The 17,894-nt window shown below is 61.5% G+C and carries 19 protein-coding genes; 12 read left to right on the forward strand and 7 right to left on the reverse strand.

The window, feature by feature from the left end; all coding sequences use genetic code 11:
* Positions 1 to 15: 15 nt before the first annotated feature.
* From AC0L3E_RS05105 to AC0L3E_RS05115, 3 genes are all read left to right on the forward strand, one after another.
* Entirely contained in the window at positions 16 to 603 is a 588-nt protein-coding gene (locus AC0L3E_RS05105; protein WP_473604393.1) for a hypothetical protein, read from the forward strand.
* A 43-nt stretch (positions 604 to 646) separates the two neighbouring features.
* Positions 647 to 778, forward strand: coding sequence for a hypothetical protein (locus AC0L3E_RS05110; RefSeq protein WP_256747485.1), 132 nt, complete (start codon positions 647 to 649; stop codon positions 776 to 778).
* 63 nt (positions 779 to 841) lie between these two features.
* Positions 842 to 1,777 carry a ribose-phosphate pyrophosphokinase gene (locus AC0L3E_RS05115; RefSeq protein ID WP_013530002.1) on the forward strand — a complete coding sequence of 312 codons (936 nt, stop codon included), beginning with the start codon at positions 842 to 844 and terminating at the stop codon, positions 1,775 to 1,777.
* A gap of 21 nt (positions 1,778 to 1,798) precedes the next feature.
* On the opposite strand, the gene AC0L3E_RS05120 is transcribed toward AC0L3E_RS05115, so the two are convergent.
* The gene (locus AC0L3E_RS05120) at positions 1,799 to 2,683 is read right to left on the reverse strand and encodes an AraC family transcriptional regulator (RefSeq protein WP_473604394.1); all 885 of its coding nucleotides are present in this window, start codon (positions 2,681 to 2,683) and stop codon (positions 1,799 to 1,801) included.
* Positions 2,684 to 2,856: 173 nt separating this feature from the next.
* Between AC0L3E_RS05120 and AC0L3E_RS05125 the strand changes: the two genes are divergently transcribed.
* A complete protein-coding gene (locus tag AC0L3E_RS05125; protein ID WP_128361821.1) occupies positions 2,857 to 4,098 on the forward strand; it encodes an MFS transporter in 1,242 nt (413 codons plus the stop codon).
* A gap of 71 nt (positions 4,099 to 4,169) precedes the next feature.
* Here AC0L3E_RS05125 and AC0L3E_RS05130 read toward each other — a convergent pair whose 3' ends face one another.
* Positions 4,170 to 5,027: an alpha/beta fold hydrolase gene (locus tag AC0L3E_RS05130; protein WP_127267864.1), complete on the reverse strand. Its 858-nt coding sequence runs from the start codon at positions 5,025 to 5,027 to the stop codon at positions 4,170 to 4,172.
* 151 nt (positions 5,028 to 5,178) lie between these two features.
* Here AC0L3E_RS05130 and AC0L3E_RS05135 point away from each other — a divergent pair, with 151 nt between their 5' ends.
* The gene (locus tag AC0L3E_RS05135; protein WP_128307484.1) at positions 5,179 to 5,607 is read left to right on the forward strand and encodes a MarR family winged helix-turn-helix transcriptional regulator; all 429 of its coding nucleotides are present in this window, start codon (positions 5,179 to 5,181) and stop codon (positions 5,605 to 5,607) included.
* 92 nt (positions 5,608 to 5,699) lie between these two features.
* Here AC0L3E_RS05135 and AC0L3E_RS05140 read toward each other — a convergent pair whose 3' ends face one another.
* A complete protein-coding gene (locus AC0L3E_RS05140; protein ID WP_128307483.1) occupies positions 5,700 to 7,706 on the reverse strand; it encodes a putative bifunctional diguanylate cyclase/phosphodiesterase in 2,007 nt (668 codons plus the stop codon).
* 294 nt (positions 7,707 to 8,000) lie between these two features.
* Between AC0L3E_RS05140 and AC0L3E_RS05145 the strand changes: the two genes are divergently transcribed.
* From AC0L3E_RS05145 to AC0L3E_RS05175, 7 genes are all read left to right on the forward strand, one after another.
* Positions 8,001 to 9,035: a class I SAM-dependent methyltransferase gene (locus AC0L3E_RS05145; protein WP_127320866.1), complete on the forward strand. Its 1,035-nt coding sequence runs from the start codon at positions 8,001 to 8,003 to the stop codon at positions 9,033 to 9,035.
* Positions 9,036 to 9,282: 247 nt separating this feature from the next.
* A complete protein-coding gene (locus AC0L3E_RS05150) occupies positions 9,283 to 9,924 on the forward strand; it encodes a 50S ribosomal protein L25/general stress protein Ctc (protein WP_127270548.1) in 642 nt (213 codons plus the stop codon).
* A 23-nt stretch (positions 9,925 to 9,947) separates the two neighbouring features.
* Positions 9,948 to 10,673, forward strand: a complete 726-nt coding sequence (gene pth, locus AC0L3E_RS05155; protein WP_127270550.1) for an aminoacyl-tRNA hydrolase — start codon at positions 9,948 to 9,950, stop codon at positions 10,671 to 10,673.
* A 91-nt stretch (positions 10,674 to 10,764) separates the two neighbouring features.
* A complete protein-coding gene (gene ychF / locus AC0L3E_RS05160; RefSeq protein ID WP_128307482.1) occupies positions 10,765 to 11,868 on the forward strand; it encodes a redox-regulated ATPase YchF in 1,104 nt (367 codons plus the stop codon).
* Between the two features lie 226 nt (positions 11,869 to 12,094).
* Positions 12,095 to 13,069 (forward strand): magnesium/cobalt transporter CorA, encoded by a 975-nt coding sequence (corA, locus tag AC0L3E_RS05165; RefSeq protein ID WP_127270555.1) that lies wholly within the window; start codon positions 12,095 to 12,097, stop codon positions 13,067 to 13,069.
* A gap of 123 nt (positions 13,070 to 13,192) precedes the next feature.
* On the forward strand, positions 13,193 to 13,669 hold the full coding sequence (locus AC0L3E_RS05170) for a MaoC family dehydratase (protein ID WP_127269625.1): 477 nt from the start codon (positions 13,193 to 13,195) through the stop codon (positions 13,667 to 13,669).
* Complete coding sequence (locus AC0L3E_RS05175; RefSeq protein ID WP_128307481.1) at positions 13,666 to 14,136, forward strand: MaoC family dehydratase; 471 nt, start codon at positions 13,666 to 13,668, stop codon at positions 14,134 to 14,136. Before AC0L3E_RS05170 ends, AC0L3E_RS05175 begins: the two co-directional genes overlap by 4 nt.
* Before the next feature lie 165 nt (positions 14,137 to 14,301).
* On the opposite strand, the gene AC0L3E_RS05180 is transcribed toward AC0L3E_RS05175, so the two are convergent.
* The 4 genes from AC0L3E_RS05180 to AC0L3E_RS05195 form a co-directional block, all read right to left on the reverse strand.
* Positions 14,302 to 14,847: an adenine phosphoribosyltransferase gene (locus AC0L3E_RS05180; RefSeq protein WP_013529989.1), complete on the reverse strand. Its 546-nt coding sequence runs from the start codon at positions 14,845 to 14,847 to the stop codon at positions 14,302 to 14,304.
* 9 nt (positions 14,848 to 14,856) lie between these two features.
* The gene (locus tag AC0L3E_RS05185; RefSeq protein WP_164898503.1) at positions 14,857 to 16,002 is read right to left on the reverse strand and encodes an alpha-hydroxy acid oxidase; all 1,146 of its coding nucleotides are present in this window, start codon (positions 16,000 to 16,002) and stop codon (positions 14,857 to 14,859) included.
* 176 nt (positions 16,003 to 16,178) lie between these two features.
* On the reverse strand, positions 16,179 to 16,874 hold the full coding sequence (locus AC0L3E_RS05190) for an acid phosphatase (RefSeq protein ID WP_128307479.1): 696 nt from the start codon (positions 16,872 to 16,874) through the stop codon (positions 16,179 to 16,181).
* A gap of 127 nt (positions 16,875 to 17,001) precedes the next feature.
* On the reverse strand, positions 17,002 to 17,874 hold the full coding sequence (locus tag AC0L3E_RS05195) for a cytochrome c1 (RefSeq protein WP_127322539.1): 873 nt from the start codon (positions 17,872 to 17,874) through the stop codon (positions 17,002 to 17,004).
* Positions 17,875 to 17,894 lie beyond the last annotated feature (20 nt).

Raw genomic sequence — 17,894 nt, forward strand, 5'->3', positions numbered from 1 at the left:
GGAGTTAGAAGGCAAATGAGACGATCGCATGTGACGACCGTGTCATTGCTTGTGGCATTGGCTCTTGCCGCCTGCACCAACGCAAAGGACGTGCTCGAACCGTCGGCGATCACTCCGCCGGCGACGTCGACCCAGACGCTGCCCGCCACCAGCACGGCGGGCGCTCCCGCAACCACCGCCGCACCGGTCACATCAGCCCAAAGCGCTGCCATCCTGTCGAAGACCCGCCTGCAGATCGCGCCGATCGTCGGCGCTTCGGTGGAAGCCGCGACACCTCTGACGGCGGAGTTGCAGACCCGCGCCAGGCAGCGCGGTATCACGCTCGCCGGCAGCGCCGACCAGACCGTGACACATGTGCTGAAGGGCTATTTCTCGACGATGTCGGAAGGCGCCGACACCACCGTCATCTATGTCTGGGATGTCTATGACCCCGCCGGCAACCGGCTGCACCGCATCAATGGTCAGCAGAAGGCCCCGTCGGTCAATTCCGGCGCCAGCGCGGGCGGCGACAGCTGGAAGGGGGTCTCGCCGGTCACCATGCAGACGATCGCCGACCAGACCATCGACCAATTCGCGGCCTGGCTCGGCGGCAAGGCGGGCTAGAGGCATCGGACCCAAAAAGTGGAGACGGTTTTGGGAAAATCCAATGCCCAACGAGAAGAAGGAGCAGCGCAAGTCCGCTGCTCCCTGTTGCAGCCCGGCGATGGCGCGGAGCTTTCTTGAGTTTAGCCGGCGGATTCCCGATCTCGGCGCTTGCAATACCGGCGCGGGCCGCTAAAAGCCCGGTTAAAGGGCGCAAGCGAGTCCGTCAGGTCTCATCATCCTCCACCAGGAACCGTGCATGAAACTCTTCGCGGGCAATTCCAACAGGGTGCTGGCCGAAGCGGTCGCCCGGTACCTCAACGTCCCGCTGGGCAAAGCCACGGTCAGGCGCTTCGCCGACCAGGAAATCTTCGTCGAAATCCAGGAAAACGTGCGCGGCGAGGATGTCTTCATCCTGCAATCGACCTCGTTCCCGACCAACGATCATTTGATGGAATTGCTCATCATGATCGATGCCTTCATGCGTTCCTCGGCCAAGCGCATCACGGCGGTCATCCCCTATTTCGGCTACGCCAGGCAGGACCGCCGCGCCTCCGGCCGCACGCCGATCTCGGCCAAGCTGGTCGCCAACATGATCACCCGCGCCGGTGTCGACCGCGTTCTGACGCTTGACCTGCATGCCGGCCAGATCCAAGGCTTCTTCGATATTCCGACCGACAATCTGTTTTCCGTGCCGGTGATGGCCCGCGACGTGAAGGCCAAATACAAGCAACTCGGCAACGTCGTGGTGGTCTCGCCCGACATTGGCGGCGTGGTTCGCGCCCGTGCGCTGGCCAAGCGCTTCGATGCGCAACTGGCCATCGTCGACAAGCGCCGCGAACGGCCCGGTGAATCGGAAGTCATGAACATCATCGGCGCGGTCGCCGGCAAGGATTGCCTGCTGATCGACGACATCGTCGATTCCGGCGGCACGCTGTGCAACGCCGCCGATGCACTGCTGGCCAACGGCGCCACCAGTGTCACCGCCTATATCACCCACGGTGTGCTGTCGGGCGGTGCGGTTGCCCGCATCAGCGGCTCGAAGCTGCAGGAACTGGTGATCACCGATTCCATCCAGCCCACCCAGGGCGTGCTCGACGCGCCCAACATCCGCGTCATCTCGATCGCCGACCTCATGGGCGAAGCCATTTCGCGCACCGCGACCGAGGAATCGGTGTCGAGCCTGTTCGACTAATTTAGGATCGGCACCCGCTCCCTAAGGCGCAGGGCTTTCCAACCGAACCGGCCCGATCAGGCGACGAGCGACTTCGACGCTCTCGCGTGCGCCGCGCATATAGCCGCGCGGCGAGGTTCCTAGCATGCGCTTGAACATGGTGATGAAGGCCGGCACGCTGTCATAGCCGAGATCGAGCGCCACCCTGGTGATCGGCTCGCCGTCCGCCAGCCTGGGCAGCGCAGCGAACAGGCAGGCCTGCTGGCGCCATGTCGACAGCGACAAGCCAGTCTGGCGCTGGAAGGCGCGGGTGAAGGAGCGGCGGCTCATGCCGGCGGCATCCGCCCATTCATCGATCGTCGCATGCGGCGACGGTGCCGCGACGAAGCGCCGGCACAGCGCCGACAGCCTTGGATCGGACGGGAATGGCAGGCCGAGCGGCCGTTCCGGCAAGGTCGGGATTTCGTGCAGCAAAAGGTTCATGATCAGCCCACCACGTCCTTCCAGAACGCCGCCTTGCGGCAGCTTTTCCGATTCCACGATCAGGCTGTGCATCAGGTCGGTGACGCCGACGACGCGCAAGCCTTCGGGCAGCCCGGGGATCGCCTGTGGCATGACATAGACCGAACGCATCGAGACATCGCCCAGCATCTCGACGGAATGCTCGGTGCCGGCTGGAATCCACATCGCGTGGTCGGGCGGCACCATCCAGCGTCCGTAGCGCGTCGTCACCAGCACCACGCCGACAAGCGCATGCAAGAGCTGGCTGCGGCTGTGGCGGTGCTGCGGCACACGGTAGCCATCGGGATATTCGGTCGGCAATGCCACCGCCGGCCCGGCCACTTGCTCAAGCCACTCCCAGCGGCTCTCGTGCAACTGGCCGAGATTGGCGTTGCCAGCGTGAAAGACTTCTTTGCCGTGCGGCATCCGATATGGCCCACTTGCGAAACTATTGGACCAAACCACGAAAGAAGTCATCCCGCAAGCAGCTTATAAGGCACCGGTCCCAAGCGCTCCACAGGAGCGTCCGACAAGGCGGCCGCAGGTGCGTCCGTCAACTGCCTGCGGGCCTGCCCGCCAAAAAGACCACGGAGCCTACCTTGACCGATACGACAGCCGCCAGCGTCGCCCCACCGGCGACCACCAGTCACGCTTCAGCCCAGGCGACGGCCTTCACCGTGATCCTGGCGGTGAGCTTCTGCCACTGCATCAACGACATCATGCAGTCGCTGCTGTCGGCCATTTACCCGCTCCTGAAAGAGAATTATGGCCTCGATTTCTGGCAGATCGGCTTGTTGACCTTCACCTTCCAGGTGACCGCGTCGCTGCTGCAGCCTGTGATCGGCATGATCACCGACAAACGGCCGATGCCCTATTCGCTGCCCTACGGCATGGCGTCATCGCTGATCGGCCTGATTGTGCTCGCCTATGCCGGGCACTATTCGCTGCTCCTGATCGGCGCCTCGCTGATCGGCATCGGCTCGGCGATCTTCCATCCGGAATCCTCGCGCATCGCCCGCTTCGCCTCCGGCGGCCGCTTCGGCCTGGCGCAGTCGCTGTTCCAGGTTGGCGGCAATTTCGGACAGTCCATGGGGCCGCTGCTGGCAGCCTTCATCGTCGTGCCGTTCGGCCAGACCAGCATTTCCTGGTTCGCCGTCGGCTCGCTGATCGGCATCATCGTTTTGTGGCAGGTCGGCGGCTGGTACAGCCGGCTGCGTGCCGCACAGGGCACCCGCAAGGCGGCGAGCTTCGTTTCGCCCTTCCCGCGCCGCAAGGTGATGAACGCATTGATCGTGCTGACCCTGCTGGTGCTGAGCAAGAATGCCTACATCGCCAGCCTCGCCAGCTACTACACCTTCTATTCCATGCATAAGTTCGGCGTTTCGGTGCAGATGAGCCAAGTCATGCTGTTCCTGTTCCTCGGAGCCTCGGCGTTGGGCATCCTGCTCGGCGGCCCGTTCGGCGACCGCTACGGGCAGAAGGCGATGATCTGGTTCTCCATCGTCGGCGTGCTGCCCTTCACGCTCGCCTTGCCCTACGCCAATCTGGAATGGACGATGGTGCTGACGGTGCTGATCGGCCTGATCCTGTCCTCTGCCTTCTCGAACATCGTCGTCTTTGCGCAGGAACTCGTGCCGGGCCGCGTCGGCATGATCGCCGGCATCTTCTTCGGCTTCGCCTTCGGCATGGGCGGCATCGCGGCGGCCGTGCTCGGTATCGTCGCCGATATGAAGGGCATCGATTTCGTCTTCCAGATCTGCTCGTATTTGCCGTTTCTTGGATTGCTCACCGTGTTCCTGCCAAACATGAAGGAAGCGCGCAAAGCGCAGGCGGCCGCCTAGATCAGGCGGGTCTGCCGCTGTCACAAAAATGCACCCGCCTGATGACGGGTGCATTTTTGTGGGCCATGGCCTTAAGCCTTGAAGAAGGCCAGCAGGTCGGCGTTGATGATGTCTGCATGGGTCGTGGCCATGCCGTGCGGGAAGCCCTTGTAGACCTTGAGCTCGCCCTTCTTGAGCAGCTTGATCGTCAGCAGCGCCGAATCGGCGATCGGAACGATCTGGTCGTCGTCTCCGTGCATGACCAGGACAGGCACGTCGATTGCCTTCAGATCCTCGGTGAAGTCGGTTTCCGAGAAAGCCTTGATACAATCATAATGCGCCTTGGTGCCGCCCATCATGCCTTGGCGCCACCAATTGTCGATGACGCCCTGCGAGATGTCCGCGCCCGGACGGTTGAACCCGTAGAACGGACCTGATGGAACGTCGCGGAAGAACTGGGCGCGATTGGCTGCCTGGGCGGAGCGGAAGCCGTCGAACACTTCGATCGGCAGGCCGCCGGGATTGGCGGCAGTCTTGAGCATGATTGGCGGCACCGCGCCGATCAGCACCGCCTTGGCGACACGGCCGCCGGCGCCATAGTTGGCAACATAGCGCGCCACTTCGCCGCCGCCGGTCGAATGTCCGACATGAATGGCATTCTTGAGGTCGAGATAAGCGGCGAGTTCCGCGACATCGGCGGCATAGGTGTCCATTTCGTTGCCGATATCCGTCTGGGTCGAGCGCCCATGGCCACGCCGATCATGGGCAATGACACGGTAGCCTTGTGACAGGAAGAACAGCATCTGGGCGTCCCAATCGTCGCTGCTCAACGGCCAGCCATGATGGAAGACGACAGGCTGCCCGGTCCCCCAGTCCTTGTAGTAAATCTGCGTTCCGTCCTTGGTGGTGATCGTACCGCTGCCGGAGCTGGGCTTGGTTTGCGAGGTCATCTCAATCTCCTTGTGGTTATTCCCGCGATAAACAATATCGCGATAACCATATAGCTAACGCGGCACAAAACCCTTGTCCACAAAAATATGTATCGCGATATCATTTTTCGTGGTATCGAATTGATGCCCATATTGGCAAAAGGAATGCGCCGTGCCTCTCCCGTTGGACAATCAGCTCTGTTTCACGCTCTATGCCACCAGCATGGCGATAAACCGCACCTACAAGCCGATGCTGGACGAGATGGGCATCACCTATCCGCAGTACCTGGTGCTGAACGCGCTTGGAGAGGCCGATGGGATGTCGGTCGGCACCATCGCCAACCGGTTGGCTTTGGAATCGAGCACCGTCACGCCGCTGGTGAAGCGAATGGAGCAAGCCGGGCTGGTGACCCGCCAGCGCAGCCAGACCGACGAACGCCAGGTGCAGGTCGACCTGACATCAGCCGGACGCGCGCTGCTGGTCCAGTGCAACTGTCTGAACGAGACCTTGGTCGAACGCTCGGGCATGACGCTGGCCGAGCTCGATGCCTTGAACCGGCAGATCCAGGCGCTACGCAACGCGTTGACCAGCGACCGGTAGCCCCTACGTAGCCGCTTGGCCCAGTCATGGGTTGATTGCAATCAGCACGGCTTTTGAGGGCGGCTAAGCCAAACGTCGGAAAGAGGCCACCATCATGCGGACTTAAGCACGGCAAATGACCGTTTGCGCATGGCCCGCTTTGCCTGGAAACTGACGGCGGGAGCGGGGCGGCCGACATGGAAGCCCTGGATCTTGTCTATGCCGAATTCGCGCATCAAAGCCATCTGTTCGTCGGTTTCCACCCCTTCGACCAGGATCTTGTGGCCGCGATTTCGAACCAGGGTGATGATGTCCTGCAGCATTGCCTTGCCGCTCAGGGAGCTGCAGTCGTGCAGAAACGATCGGTCGATCTTCACCGTGTCGAAATCGATCAGGCGAAGCCATGAAAGGCCCGCAAAGCCCGTCCCGAAATCATCAAGCCATATCTTGATCCCGAGCAGCTTCAGGTCGCTGATGCAGCGCAGAATGTCCGAGTGCATCTCCATCTCCAGCCCTTCGGTGATCTCGAAGGCCAGCCTGCTGCCGGCGACGCCGGTTTCGCCCAGAATGGTCGCGACAGACGTTGCGAAGCCAGGTGTCTTAAGCTGGATCGGGGAGACGTTGACGCTGACGACACGGACGTGGTCGTCAGCCAGGAGTTCGGCGCACACCGTCCTTATCGCCCAGCGCCCGAGTTCCAGGATCGCGCCGGTTCGCTCGGCGACGGGAATGAACAGGCTCGGCGGAACCGACGTGCCGTCCAGCATTTTGAGGCGCATCAGAGCCTCCACCGCTTCAAGCCGGTCCGATTTGACATCCTGGATAGGCTGATAAACCAGTGAAACGAGATTCTGGCCGATCGCGATCTTCAGCAAGGCCGCGATGTTCTCGCTCTCGTCGCTGCTTTGCGGATCGGTTGGATCGAACAGCCGGGCACAATTTCGGCCGCCGGCTTTTGCCAGATAGAGAGCGCGATCGGCCTCGTGGATGATCTTCTCCAGCTTGGCGCCGGTCTGCGTCCTGGTGAATGCGGCGCCAACGCTCACCGTTACGATCGAGACGCCGTCGCGCCGCAGTTCGTGCGTCAGCGCCAGGTTCTCGACCGTGCTGCAAATGGCTTCCGCTATATCCAGTATCTGCTCTTTTTTCTCCATGCGAGCCAGGACGATGAACTCTTCACCGCCATAGCGGCCGATGGAGCCATTATACTGCTTGATCATGTCGCTAAGGGCATTGGCGACATGGATCAGGCAGCGGTCGCCTTCCTGATGGCCGTAGCAGTCGTTGAATTTCTTGAAGAAGTCCACGTCGATGAGGATCGCCCCGAAGCTGGTACCGACCTTTTGCCAATCGCTCCAGTAGTCCCGCAGCTTCTCGTCGATCGCGCGCCGGTTCTCCAGACCCGTCAGCGGATCGGTCCGCGACAACCTCAGCAGGGCCTTGCCGCGTTCGGTCGCCTCATTGTGCTGGATCTTGGCTTCCAGGGCATTCAGAAAGACGTTGTAGCGTTCCTCATTCAGTTTCCAGTTCACATACGAGGTGAACGTGAAACAGGATATATAGAAAGCCCCGAATACCATTTTGTATGTAAGGGTTGAAGGAACGAAGTAATTTACGATGTAAAGTATACACAATATTATTGCCGAGGTTACGATAGAAAGCTTGAAATTGAACGTAAAGAAAAGATTTGCGCTCATCATGAATATGGTCCCAAAGACCATGTAGTAAGAGACGCTTTCCTTGTCCGCGCCAAGAACCGCTGGGCACAACCAACCAACATAGCCGAAGATGATGGCTCCGGCGCAGGTCACGTCGAGCCATTCCGTTCCAATCCCCCGGCGAAGCTGTGCTTCGAGGATCAAAAGCGCGCTCAAGCCGACTGCGAAGCGCGCCGTGATCGTGTAGGCGGCAACATCCGGGATCAGCAGCAGATCCGTTGCCGAAAACAAGAGATAGATCGCAACTGCAATCCAGAGCCCTGGCCTGGCTTCTCCTCTTCGCGTCGCCTGCGCTTCGGTGCGGTAAAGGGTGCGGAGCTCGTCGGCGCTCAGTTCATAGCGCGGCTCGTACGGCTCCGCATCAACCGTATCGACCAATACGGAGGACAGGTGTTCGTTCATCACAATAGACCCCGTTTGAAAGGGATTTTGTTTTCCGAACTCATTTCCAGCTTCTGCCCCCACGCGGGCCGGCTCCTTTGGGACGCGACGGCGATTGCGACGCCGGGCAAACAAATGCAATCGCGCAAGACAAGTTTCCGTTAACTCGAACCCGGAATTCGGGCCGGAAGCCGTCTAAAGAGGAACATGGTTGGCGGGAAATTAATCATAACGATAAAATGCCGTCAGCCCGACATTGGCAAATGGAGCATTCTACGCAATAAGTTAACCGACTGTTAACTATGGAGTGATGGCGTGCAGACCGTTCTTGATGGCAAAAGCTTGATTACTGCCGCGATGCTCGCCGGCACGCTGCCTCGGGGAAAGCTCGAGCATCATGGCGAAGCGTTCGAAACCGCGCGCGCGGAGTTGGCGCTCATTCTCCACGCGACACAGCAGCAGATCGAACAGGACAAGAACCCCGCCGAGATCGTCGGTCGTTTGCTGTCCTTCCTCAATGGCCTGCATTCCAAGGTTCATCCCGACGTCTGGCATGCGTTGATACCGGTGGCGCAGAACCATCCGATCCTGAAGTATTTTCTCGAGGATCCGCTGACGCACTGGTCCTTCACCAAGCCCAGGGGCTATTCCGGCGACGCGCAGTTGCTTGATTACATCTATTGCGACCCGCACGTGGCAGAGAGCGTGGCCAATGCCTCGGAGATCGGCAAGGCGCTCTATAGCCATACCCAGAACGTACCCTCATGCGTCGCGGCACGGGAACGACGCGACCTCCTGACCCGATATGTCGACGAGATTGCGGTCAAGAATGGACCGCAATCCGAGGTCCTGGCGATCGCGGCCGGCCATTTGCGGGAGGCCAATCGCTCGGTCGCCTTGACGGAGGGCCGTCTCAAGCGCTGGGTTGCGCTCGATCAGGATCCCCAGAGCGTTGGGCTGATCGCGCGCGACTTCCAGGGCACTGCGGTCGAAGCCATCGACGGCTCGGTGCGAACCGTGCTCACGCGGGGCCACAAGCTCGGCAAGTTCGATTTCATCTATGCCTCCGGCCTCTACGACTACCTCGCCCACAACGTCGCGGTGAAACTCACGAAGACCTGCCTGCAGATGTTGAAGCCGAACGGGACGTTCCTGTTTGCGAACTACGCCGAGGGCACGCCTGACGCCGGCTACCGGGAGACATTCATGGACTGGGTGTTGCTGCTGCGATCGGAGGTCGATATGTGGAACATCGTCAATGCCAGCGTCGACCGCAACACCGTCGAGGCGCGGGTGTTCTTCGGCGAGAACCGCAACGTGCTTTATGCCGTCATCGAAAAGCGCGGATAGCGACCGCCTGGACTGCACCAGGCTGGGCGTGCCTTTGGCTTGCACCTCCGGCCGCCTTCCGCTATAGAGCCGCCACCCGCGTAGACACCCTTGGAGGCAACGCGGCGGAAGGCCGCCTTCCCGCATGATCCCGAAAAGTGGATTCCGGTTTTCGGACCAGATCATGCATGGGTATGTCGGCTTTCGACGTTTACGGTCCAGGCACTCTGCCAACCGTGAGCGCTCCAGTAAACCGAAAGGAAATGCCATGAGCCACGACACTTACGAGCTCAAGGCCGAAGCACGCGAACAGGTCGGTAAGGGGTCCGCCCGTGCAGTTCGCCGCAACGGTAAAGTGCCTGCAGTAATCTATGGTGACAAGCAGCCTCCCCTGGCTATCGCGCTCACCTACAAGGATATCTACTACAAGATCCATGGCGGTGGGTTTCTGACCACGATCGCCACGATCGATGTCGACGGCAAGAAGATCCAGGTCCTGCCGAAGGACTTCCAGCTCGACCCGGTCAAGGATTTCCCTGTCCATGTCGACTTCCTGCGCATCGGCAAGGACACCGAAGTCAATGTCGACGTGCCTGTCCACTTCATCAACGAGGACAAGTCGCCCGGCATCAAGCGCGGCGGCGTGCTCAACATCGTGCGTCACGAAGTCGAGTTCCACTGCCCGGCCAATGCGATCCCGGAGTTCATCACCGTCGATCTCACCGGCGCCAACATCGGCGACTCGATCCACATCTCGGCGGTCAAGCTGCCGGCTGGCGTCAAGCCTGTGATCTCCGACCGCGACTTCACCATCGCGACCATTGCCGGTTCGTCGGCGATGAAGCCGGAGACGGAAGAGACGGCTGAAGCGGCTGCACCTGAAGCGGCTCCTGCCGCCGACGAGAAGTAACTCTTTCACGCCCGGAGCAGGCGATGCTGCTGTTTGCAGGTCTCGGCAATCCGGGCGCGAAATACGCTGACAACCGCCACAATGTCGGTTTCATGGCGGCGGACGCAATCGCCCGCCGCCATTCCTTTTCGCCCTGGTCGAAGAAATTCCAGGGCCTCATTTCCGAGGGCACGCTCGGCGGCGAAAAAATCGTCCTGATCAAGCCGCAGACCTTCATGAACCTGTCCGGCCAGTCGGTCGGCGAAGCACTGCGCTTCTACAAGCTCGAGCTTTCCGCGCTCACCGTCTTCTATGACGAGATCGACCTTGCCGAAGGCAAGCTGCGCATCAAGACCGGTGGCGGCGCCGGCGGCCACAACGGCATCCGGTCGATCGACGGTCATATCGGCAATGGCTATCGCCGCGTGCGCATCGGCGTCGGCCATCCCGGCGTCAAGGAAATGGTCCAGCACCATGTGCTCGGCAATTTCGCCAAAGCCGACCGCGAATGGCTCGACCCGCTGCTCGACGCGATCGCCGATAATGCCGCCATGATCGTCAAGGGCGACGAATCCGGCTTCATGAATAAGGCCAGTCTCGCCGTCCAGGGCAAGGCCGGGCCGGAGCCCGAAAAGCCAGCGCAGAAGCAGTCGGCGCACAAGCAGCAAAGTCATGTCCGCCAAGCACGGCCTCAACAGCCGGTGGTCAAGCTGCCGGAAAGCGGTCCAATGGCCGCCATGCTGAAGAAGCTGTTCGGCGGCAAGGACTGAGCATCAAGGGGACCGAAGGGCTTGACGTTGATCACCCCTATCGCCCATAGCCCTGATCAAATTTCTATTTTCCCGATAGGACCGAACAAAAATGGGTTTCAAATGCGGCATCGTTGGCTTGCCCAACGTCGGCAAGTCGACGCTTTTCAACGCGTTGACCAGAACGGCTGCGGCGCAAGCCGCCAACTATCCATTCTGCACCATCGAACCGAACACCGGCGAGGTGGCGGTGCCAGATCCGCGCCTGCAGAAGATCGCCGCGATCGCCAAGTCGAAGGAGATCATTCCAACTCGCATCTCTTTCGTCGACATTGCCGGCCTGGTGCGCGGTGCCTCGAAAGGCGAAGGGCTGGGCAACCAGTTCCTCGCCAACATCCGCGAGGTCGACGCCATCGTGCATGTGCTGCGCTGCTTCGAGGATGACGACATCACCCATGTCGAGGGCCGCATCGACCCCGTCGCCGATGCCGAGACGGTCGAGACCGAGCTGATGCTTGCCGACCTCGACAGCCTAGAGCGCCGCATCGTGCAGATCCGCAAGCGCGCCGGCAGCAAGGACAAGGAAGCGACGACCGTGCTGCCGTTGATGGAGGCAGCGCTCGAACTGCTGCAGGCCGGCAAGCCGACCCGCATCCTGCTCAAGGGTATTTCGGCCGAAGATTTGCGCATCCTGCAGGGCCTGAACCTTCTGACCTCGCATCCCGTGCTCTATGTCTGCAATGTCGCGGAGGCCGACGCCGCCACCGGCAACGAACACACCAGGGCCGTGGAAAAGATGGCCACCGCCCAGGGCGCCGGCACAGTGGTGATCTCGGCGGCGATCGAAGCCGAGGTCGCGCAACTCTCGGACGAGGAAGAGATGGAATTCCTGTCCTCGCTCGGCCTCGACGAGCCAGGCCTCAACAAGGTCATACGCGCCGGCTACGACCTGTTGCACCTCATCACCTATTTCACCGCCGGGCCGAAGGAGACGCGCGCCTGGACCATCCATAAAGGCGACAAGGCGCCACAGGCCGCCGGTGTCATCCACACCGATTTCGAGCGCGGCTTCATCCGCGCCCAGACCATCTCCTACAACGACTTCGTCACACTGGGCGGCGAAGTGGCGGCCAAGGAAGCCGGCAAGGCGCGCGACGAAGGCAAGGAATATGTCGTCCAGGACGGCGACGTGCTGTTGTTCAAGTTCAACACTTGATGCCCTGAAGCGGTCGAGAACATCCCGACAAGCTGTCGGCGAAGTTCCTCGATACATGCTTCCAGGCGCCGGCGGCCATCCGCCCGCCGGCCGCTTGTCTTGATTTTGTCACGTCACAGGTCTAAGCGGCAGACGCACGGTCGGCGCTGACGTCGAGAACCCGTGCAATCCAACACGACGCGTCAATCCGAACGCACCCTTTGGCCCCAGCAAGGGATATCAGGCGATGATCAAGGCCTTCGTCGTGGACAATGACCGCCTGCGCGTCGTCGACGATCTCCTGGCAAACAGCGAGACCATCGTCTGGGCGGACCTGTTCAACCCGACAAAGGAAGAGGAAGCGACGATCGAGAGCTGGCTCGGCGTTGCCATTCCGACGCGCGAGGAGATGGAGGAGATCGAGATTTCGAGCCGCCTCTATGTCGAGGACGGCGCCTATTTCATGACCGCCACCCTGCCCGCCCAGACCGAAATCGACGATCCCTTGATGTCGCCCGTTACCTTCGTGCTGGCCGGCACAAGGCTGATCACAGTGCGCTACCACGAACCGAAAGCTTTCAAGACCTTTCCGCAGCGCGCCGAAAAGGTGGCGACCGGCTGCACCAGCGGCGACACCATTCTGATCGGCTTGCTGGAGGCGATCGTCGATCGTCTCGCCGACATTCTGGAACGCGCCGGCCGCGACATCGAGGCGATCTCGCGCGATATCTTCGAGGCGCGGTCGACCAAGGTTTCCAAGCGCAACCGTGATTTCCAGGAGTTGCTGAAAGCCATCGGCCGCAAGGAGGACATTGCCTCCTCGATCCGCGACAGCCTGATCTCGCTGCAGCGCCTGGCAGGCTTCTTCGCCCATGCCTCGACCCGCACCAAGATGAGCAAGGACACCAAGGCGCGCATCAAGACGCTGTCTCGCGACGTGCTGTCGCTCGCCGACCACGCCACCTTCCTGTCGCAGAAGATCTCCTTCCTGCTAGACGCCACGCTCGGCATGATCTCGATCGAGCAGAACGCCATCATCAAGATCTTCTCGGTCGCCGCCGTCATCTTCCTGCCGCCGACTTTGGTCGCCTCGATCTACGGCATGAATTTCGACATCATCCCCGAGTTGAAATGGCAACTTGGCTATCCCTTCGCCATCGCCATGATGGTGCTGTCGGCGATCCTGCCCTTCTGGTACTTCCGCCGCCGCGGCTGGCTCTGAGTGGCCTTGTCGATCGGCTGCCACAGGCTGGCGCAGTAAAAATCGCTTGACCAAATGAACGCCGGCCTGCATCCGGAAATCCCGATCCTGGGGATCGTGGGTCGACAAGCCGGATTCCAGACCATGACTGCAGAGATAAAAACATGGGCCTATGAGGACTTCATCGAGGGCGCATCGATCGACCTCGGCTCCAAGCTCGTGAGTGCCGCCGAGATCGTCGAATTTGCCGGAGAATTCGACCCGCAGCCGATGCATCTCGACGAGGAAGCCGGCAAGGCCAGCATCCTCGGCGGGCTGGCAGCGTCGGGCTGGCACACCTGCGCCATGTTCATGCGCATGCTCTGCGACGCGTTCCTGCTGGACTCGACCTGCCAGGGCGCGCCCGGCGTCGATCAGGTCAAATGGAAGAAACCGGTCCTGGCCGGCGACCAACTGACCGGCACCCTGATGGTTGTTGCCAAGCGCCTGTCGAAATCGAAGCCGCAACTCGGCTTCGTCACCATGCGCAGCGAGCTGTTCAACCAGCGTGGCGAAAGCGTCTTCGAGCTCGAGAACTCCGTCATGTTCCTCACGCGCGATGCCGCGGGGAGCCAAGCATGACACTGGACGAGTTCTTCCGTATCGGCACCACCGTCACGCTTGGCTCGCACACATTCGAGCCCGAGGCGATCAAGGCCTTCGCCCGCAAGTACGACCCGCAGATCTTCCATATCGACGAGGAGGCCGCGAAGAAAAGCGTGCTCGGCGGCCTCTGCGCGTCTGGCTGGCACACGGCCGCGACCTGGATGAAACTCAATCTGGAAAACCGCATGGACGCAGAGATCGCTGCGTGGAGCGGTCCCGGTCCGGTGCCGGAATTCGGCCCCTCGCCCGGCTTCAAGAACCTGAAATGGCTGAAGCCGGTCTATGCCGGGCAAGCCATCACCTTCACGCGCACCGCGCTGTCGCACCGCCCGATCGCCTCACGCCCCGGCTGGCGGCTTCTCGCGCTGCGTTCGGAAGCTTTCAATCCCACCGGCGACAAGGTGCTCGAGTTCGAAAGCGCCGTGCTGGTGAAGGTGGAGTAGCTTTTTCCTTCGCCCCGTTTACGGGGAGAAGGTGCCCGAAGGGCGGATGAGGGGCGGCGCCAGCGTTGGTGTCTTAAACTCGACGGTCGTACTTACCCCTCACCCTGCTCCGCTGGCGTTGCTCGCTTCGCTTCCCTCTCCCCGTAAACGGGGCGAGGGAGAAACCTAATGCCCCTCGAACCCTATCAGCGTCCTGACCGGCACACCGAGCGCTTCGAGCTTGGCGCGACCGCCGAGGTCCGGCAGGTCGATGACAAAACAGGCAGCGAGGATGTCGGCGCCGATCTGGCGCAGCAGCTTGACTGCCGCTTCCGCGGTGCCGCCGGTGGCGATCAGATCGTCGACAAGGATCACCTTCTCGCCCGGAGCAACGCCGTCCTTGTGCATCTCCATCTCGTCCAGGCCATATTCCAGGCTATAGGCGACGCGCACCGTCTCGTAGGGCAGCTTGCCTTTCTTGCGGATCGGCACGAAGCCGGCCGAGAGCTGATGGGCGACGGCGCCGCCAAGGATGAATCCACGTGCCTCGATGCCGGCGATCTTGTCGATCTTCTGGCCGGCATAGGGATGCACCAGTTCGTCGATGGCGCGGCGGAAGGCGCGCGCATTGCCGAGCAGGGTGGTGATGTCGCGAAACAGGATGCCGGGCTTGGGATAGTCCGGAATGGTGCGGATCGCGGCAAGCAGCGTGTCTTCAAGGGAGGATTTCATGGGTCGAGATTACCTGAAACGGAGGTTCTTGCGCGACAATTGTTCGATCGAACTGCAGCCCATCAGCTTCATGCCACGTTCGATCTCGACCCGCATCTGCTCAAGGGCCCGTTCGACGCCGGGCTGGCCCGCCGCCGCGAGCGGGAACAGATAGTAGCGTCCGACGCCGACGGCCTTGGCACCGAGCGACAGCGCCTTCAGCACATGCGTGCCGCGCTGCACGCCGCCATCCATGATGACGTCGATCCTGTCGCCAACGGCATCGACGATCTCGGCAAGCTGGTCGAACGCCGCCCGCGAGCCATCCAGCTGCCGCCCGCCATGGTTCGACAGCACGATGCCGCTGCAGCCGATGTCGACGGCGCGTCTTGCATCCTCCACCGACATGACGCCCTTGAGGCAGAACGGACCCGCCCAAAGCTTGACCATCTCGGCGACGTCGTCCCACGTCATCGACGGGTCTAGCATCTCGGTGAAGTAGCGGCTGATCGACATCGTGCCGCCACCCATGTCGACATGCTCGTCGAGCTGCGGCAGCTTGAACCCCTCATGGGTGAAATAGTTAATCGCCCAGGCCGGCTTGAGCGCGAACTGCGCCATTCCGGCAAAGTTGAGCTTGAAGGGAATGGCAAAGCCGGTGCGTTTGTCGCGCTCGCGATTTCCTCCGGTGATGCTGTCGACGGTCAGCATCATCACCTCGACGCCGACCGCCTTGGCGCGCTGCATCATCGCCCGGTTGAGACCGCGATCCCGATGGAAATAGAACTGGTAGACCTGCGGGCTGCTGCTGATGCTGCGCGCCTCCTCGAGGCTGACGGTGCCAAGCGACGAGACGCCGAACATGGTGCCATACTTGGCCGCGGCCTTGGCGACCGCGCGCTCGCCCTGATGGTGGAACAGGCGCTGCAAGGCGGTCGGCGAGCAATAGAACGGCATCGCCAGCTTCTGGCCCATGACCGTCACCGACATGTCGACCTCGCTCACCCCGCGCAGCACATTGGGAACCAGATCGCAGGTCTCGAAGCTTTCGGTGTTGCGGCGGTAGGTGACCTCGTCGTCCGCCGCGCCGTCGATGTAATTGAAGATCGGCCCTGGCAGCCGCCGCTGCGCCATGTGGCGGAAATCGGAAAAGTTGTGACAGTCGCTGAGCCGCATCATCGAAATCCAAAAGCCATGGCGGGACGAGCTTCTCGCCACCGTTCGATGCGTCGAATATCAACCTCATGCCGCCATGCCAACGGACTAATTGCCGAACTTCCGCCTAAGCAATGGCGCAGACAAAAAAGGAGCGCCTTAAGCGCCCCTTCCCGTCTAAATCCGGCTGACGAGGATTACATGCCGAGATCGGAACGAAGCTCGGCCCTGGCCACTTCATATTCAGCCTTGAAGTCGTCCCGGTTGAGCAGGACCGCGGCAATGACGCTGCCGGAAATCCTGCCCATCTCGACATCGGACGCAAAATGGATGCCGCCAACCACGCGGTTGTGAGCGTATTTGCTCGCGCGTGCCATGATCTCGGCGCGCTTTTCCGGAACCATGTCGGACAGAATGATGCCCATCATCGTGCCGACGGTGGCGTGTCCGGAAGGCCAGGAACCGGAGCTCGACAGCTTGACCGCAGGCTTGACGAGATCGCTGAGCTGATGCGGGCGCGGGCGCTTCCAGACATCCTTGGCGGGATCGACGACAGCGCCTTCGGTAGCCACCAGGCGATCGAAGAAGGCGCTGAATTTCGGCAGCGTTTCCTTGTTGAATTTCGGCCCCATGACGTCGGCGAAGCGCCAGACATTCTCCTCGGCATCGGCCACCGCGCTGGCGACCATCTCCGGGGTGCGCGTGACCTGCAAAGTCAGCACCTCGCCGAGTTCGGCCTTGGTCTGCGCCGAATCGTTTGCCGGCGGCGGTGGCACGATCATCGTCAGGTCGACATCCTTGTTGGTGATGAAGGGCCGGGCGTCTTCTGCTTGCGCGGCCGAGCCGACGATGAGCAGCAACAGGCCTGCCGCGAGCGATGCGTATCTTTTCATGAATGCGATCCTTTGATGAGAGCAGCACAGGATCGCCGGATGCGGTGACGGCCATGTGACATGACCAGCCTCCGGAAATGCAAAAGGGCGCCTCCCGGCGCCCTTCGCGATCACTTGATTGTGTGGCTCAATGCGCCACGCCTTCCCACACCTTGCGCTTGGTTAGATAGACCAGAGCGCCGAACAGAAGCAGGAACACCAGCACGCGAAAGCCGGTCTTCTTGCGGTCTTCCATATGCGGCTCGGCCGCCCACATCAGGAAGGCGGAAACGTCGCGGGAGTACTGGTCGACCGTCTGCGGCGCGCCGTCATCATAGGTCACCTGGCCGTCGGAGAGCGGGTTGGGCATCTTCAGCGACACGCCCGACATGAAATAAGGGTTGTAGTGGGTGCCTTCCGGGATGACCATGCCGGCAGGCGGTGTCTCGTTATAGCCTGTCAACAGCGAGTGGATATAGTCGGGGCCGCCCGCGTCATACTGGGTGAAGATGTCGAAGACGAATTGCGGAAAGCCGCGCTCGACGCCGCGCGCCTTGGCCAGCAGCGACATGTCGGGCGGAGCAGCACCACCATTGGAAGCGGCGGCCGCTTCGTCGTTTGCGAACGGTGGCGGGAAGTGGTCGGACGGCTTGCCGGGACGATCGAACATGTCGCCGGCATCGTTGGGACCGTCATGGATCGTGTACTCGGCCGACAGCGTCTTGATCTGCGCATCGGAATAGCCGAGGTCCGACAGCGTGCGGAACGCCACCATGTTCATCGAATGGCAGGCCGCGCAGACTTCCTTGTAGACCTTGAGGCCGCGCTGCAGCTGCGCCTTGTCATAGGTGCCGAACGGGCCGGTGAAGCTCCAGTCCATTTCCTTCGGCTCGTGGATCGGGAAATGCGTCGGCGCGGCGGCGTTGTGCGCCTCTTCGGCGGCGATCGCCCAAGTGCCCGCCGACCCGATGCCGACGGCCACGAGGCCGACCAGCGCCAGCGAGGTGAGAATCTTTTTCATGCCAAATCCCCTTAGATTCT

Source organism: Mesorhizobium sp. WSM4822, from assembly GCF_055811155.1.

Coding starts and splice junctions, on each gene's coding strand:
- AC0L3E_RS05105 (WP_473604393.1), top strand. CDS start 16: ATGAGACGATCGCATGTGACGACCGTGTCATTGCTTGTGGCATTGGCT.
- AC0L3E_RS05110 (WP_256747485.1), top strand. CDS start 647: ATGCCCAACGAGAAGAAGGAGCAGCGCAAGTCCGCTGCTCCCTGTTGC.
- AC0L3E_RS05115 (WP_013530002.1), top strand. CDS start 842: ATGAAACTCTTCGCGGGCAATTCCAACAGGGTGCTGGCCGAAGCGGTC.
- AC0L3E_RS05120 (WP_473604394.1), bottom strand. CDS start 2,683: ATGCCGCACGGCAAAGAAGTCTTTCACGCTGGCAACGCCAATCTCGGC.
- AC0L3E_RS05130 (WP_127267864.1), bottom strand. CDS start 5,027: ATGACCTCGCAAACCAAGCCCAGCTCCGGCAGCGGTACGATCACCACC.
- AC0L3E_RS05140 (WP_128307483.1), bottom strand. CDS start 7,706: ATGAACGAACACCTGTCCTCCGTATTGGTCGATACGGTTGATGCGGAG.
- AC0L3E_RS05150 (WP_127270548.1), top strand. CDS start 9,283: ATGAGCCACGACACTTACGAGCTCAAGGCCGAAGCACGCGAACAGGTC.
- pth (WP_127270550.1), top strand. CDS start 9,948: ATGCTGCTGTTTGCAGGTCTCGGCAATCCGGGCGCGAAATACGCTGAC.
- ychF (WP_128307482.1), top strand. CDS start 10,765: ATGGGTTTCAAATGCGGCATCGTTGGCTTGCCCAACGTCGGCAAGTCG.
- corA (WP_127270555.1), top strand. CDS start 12,095: ATGATCAAGGCCTTCGTCGTGGACAATGACCGCCTGCGCGTCGTCGAC.
- AC0L3E_RS05170 (WP_127269625.1), top strand. CDS start 13,193: ATGACTGCAGAGATAAAAACATGGGCCTATGAGGACTTCATCGAGGGC.
- AC0L3E_RS05175 (WP_128307481.1), top strand. CDS start 13,666: ATGACACTGGACGAGTTCTTCCGTATCGGCACCACCGTCACGCTTGGC.
- AC0L3E_RS05180 (WP_013529989.1), bottom strand. CDS start 14,847: ATGAAATCCTCCCTTGAAGACACGCTGCTTGCCGCGATCCGCACCATT.
- AC0L3E_RS05185 (WP_164898503.1), bottom strand. CDS start 16,002: ATGCGGCTCAGCGACTGTCACAACTTTTCCGATTTCCGCCACATGGCG.
- AC0L3E_RS05190 (WP_128307479.1), bottom strand. CDS start 16,874: ATGAAAAGATACGCATCGCTCGCGGCAGGCCTGTTGCTGCTCATCGTC.
- AC0L3E_RS05195 (WP_127322539.1), bottom strand. CDS start 17,874: ATGAAAAAGATTCTCACCTCGCTGGCGCTGGTCGGCCTCGTGGCCGTC.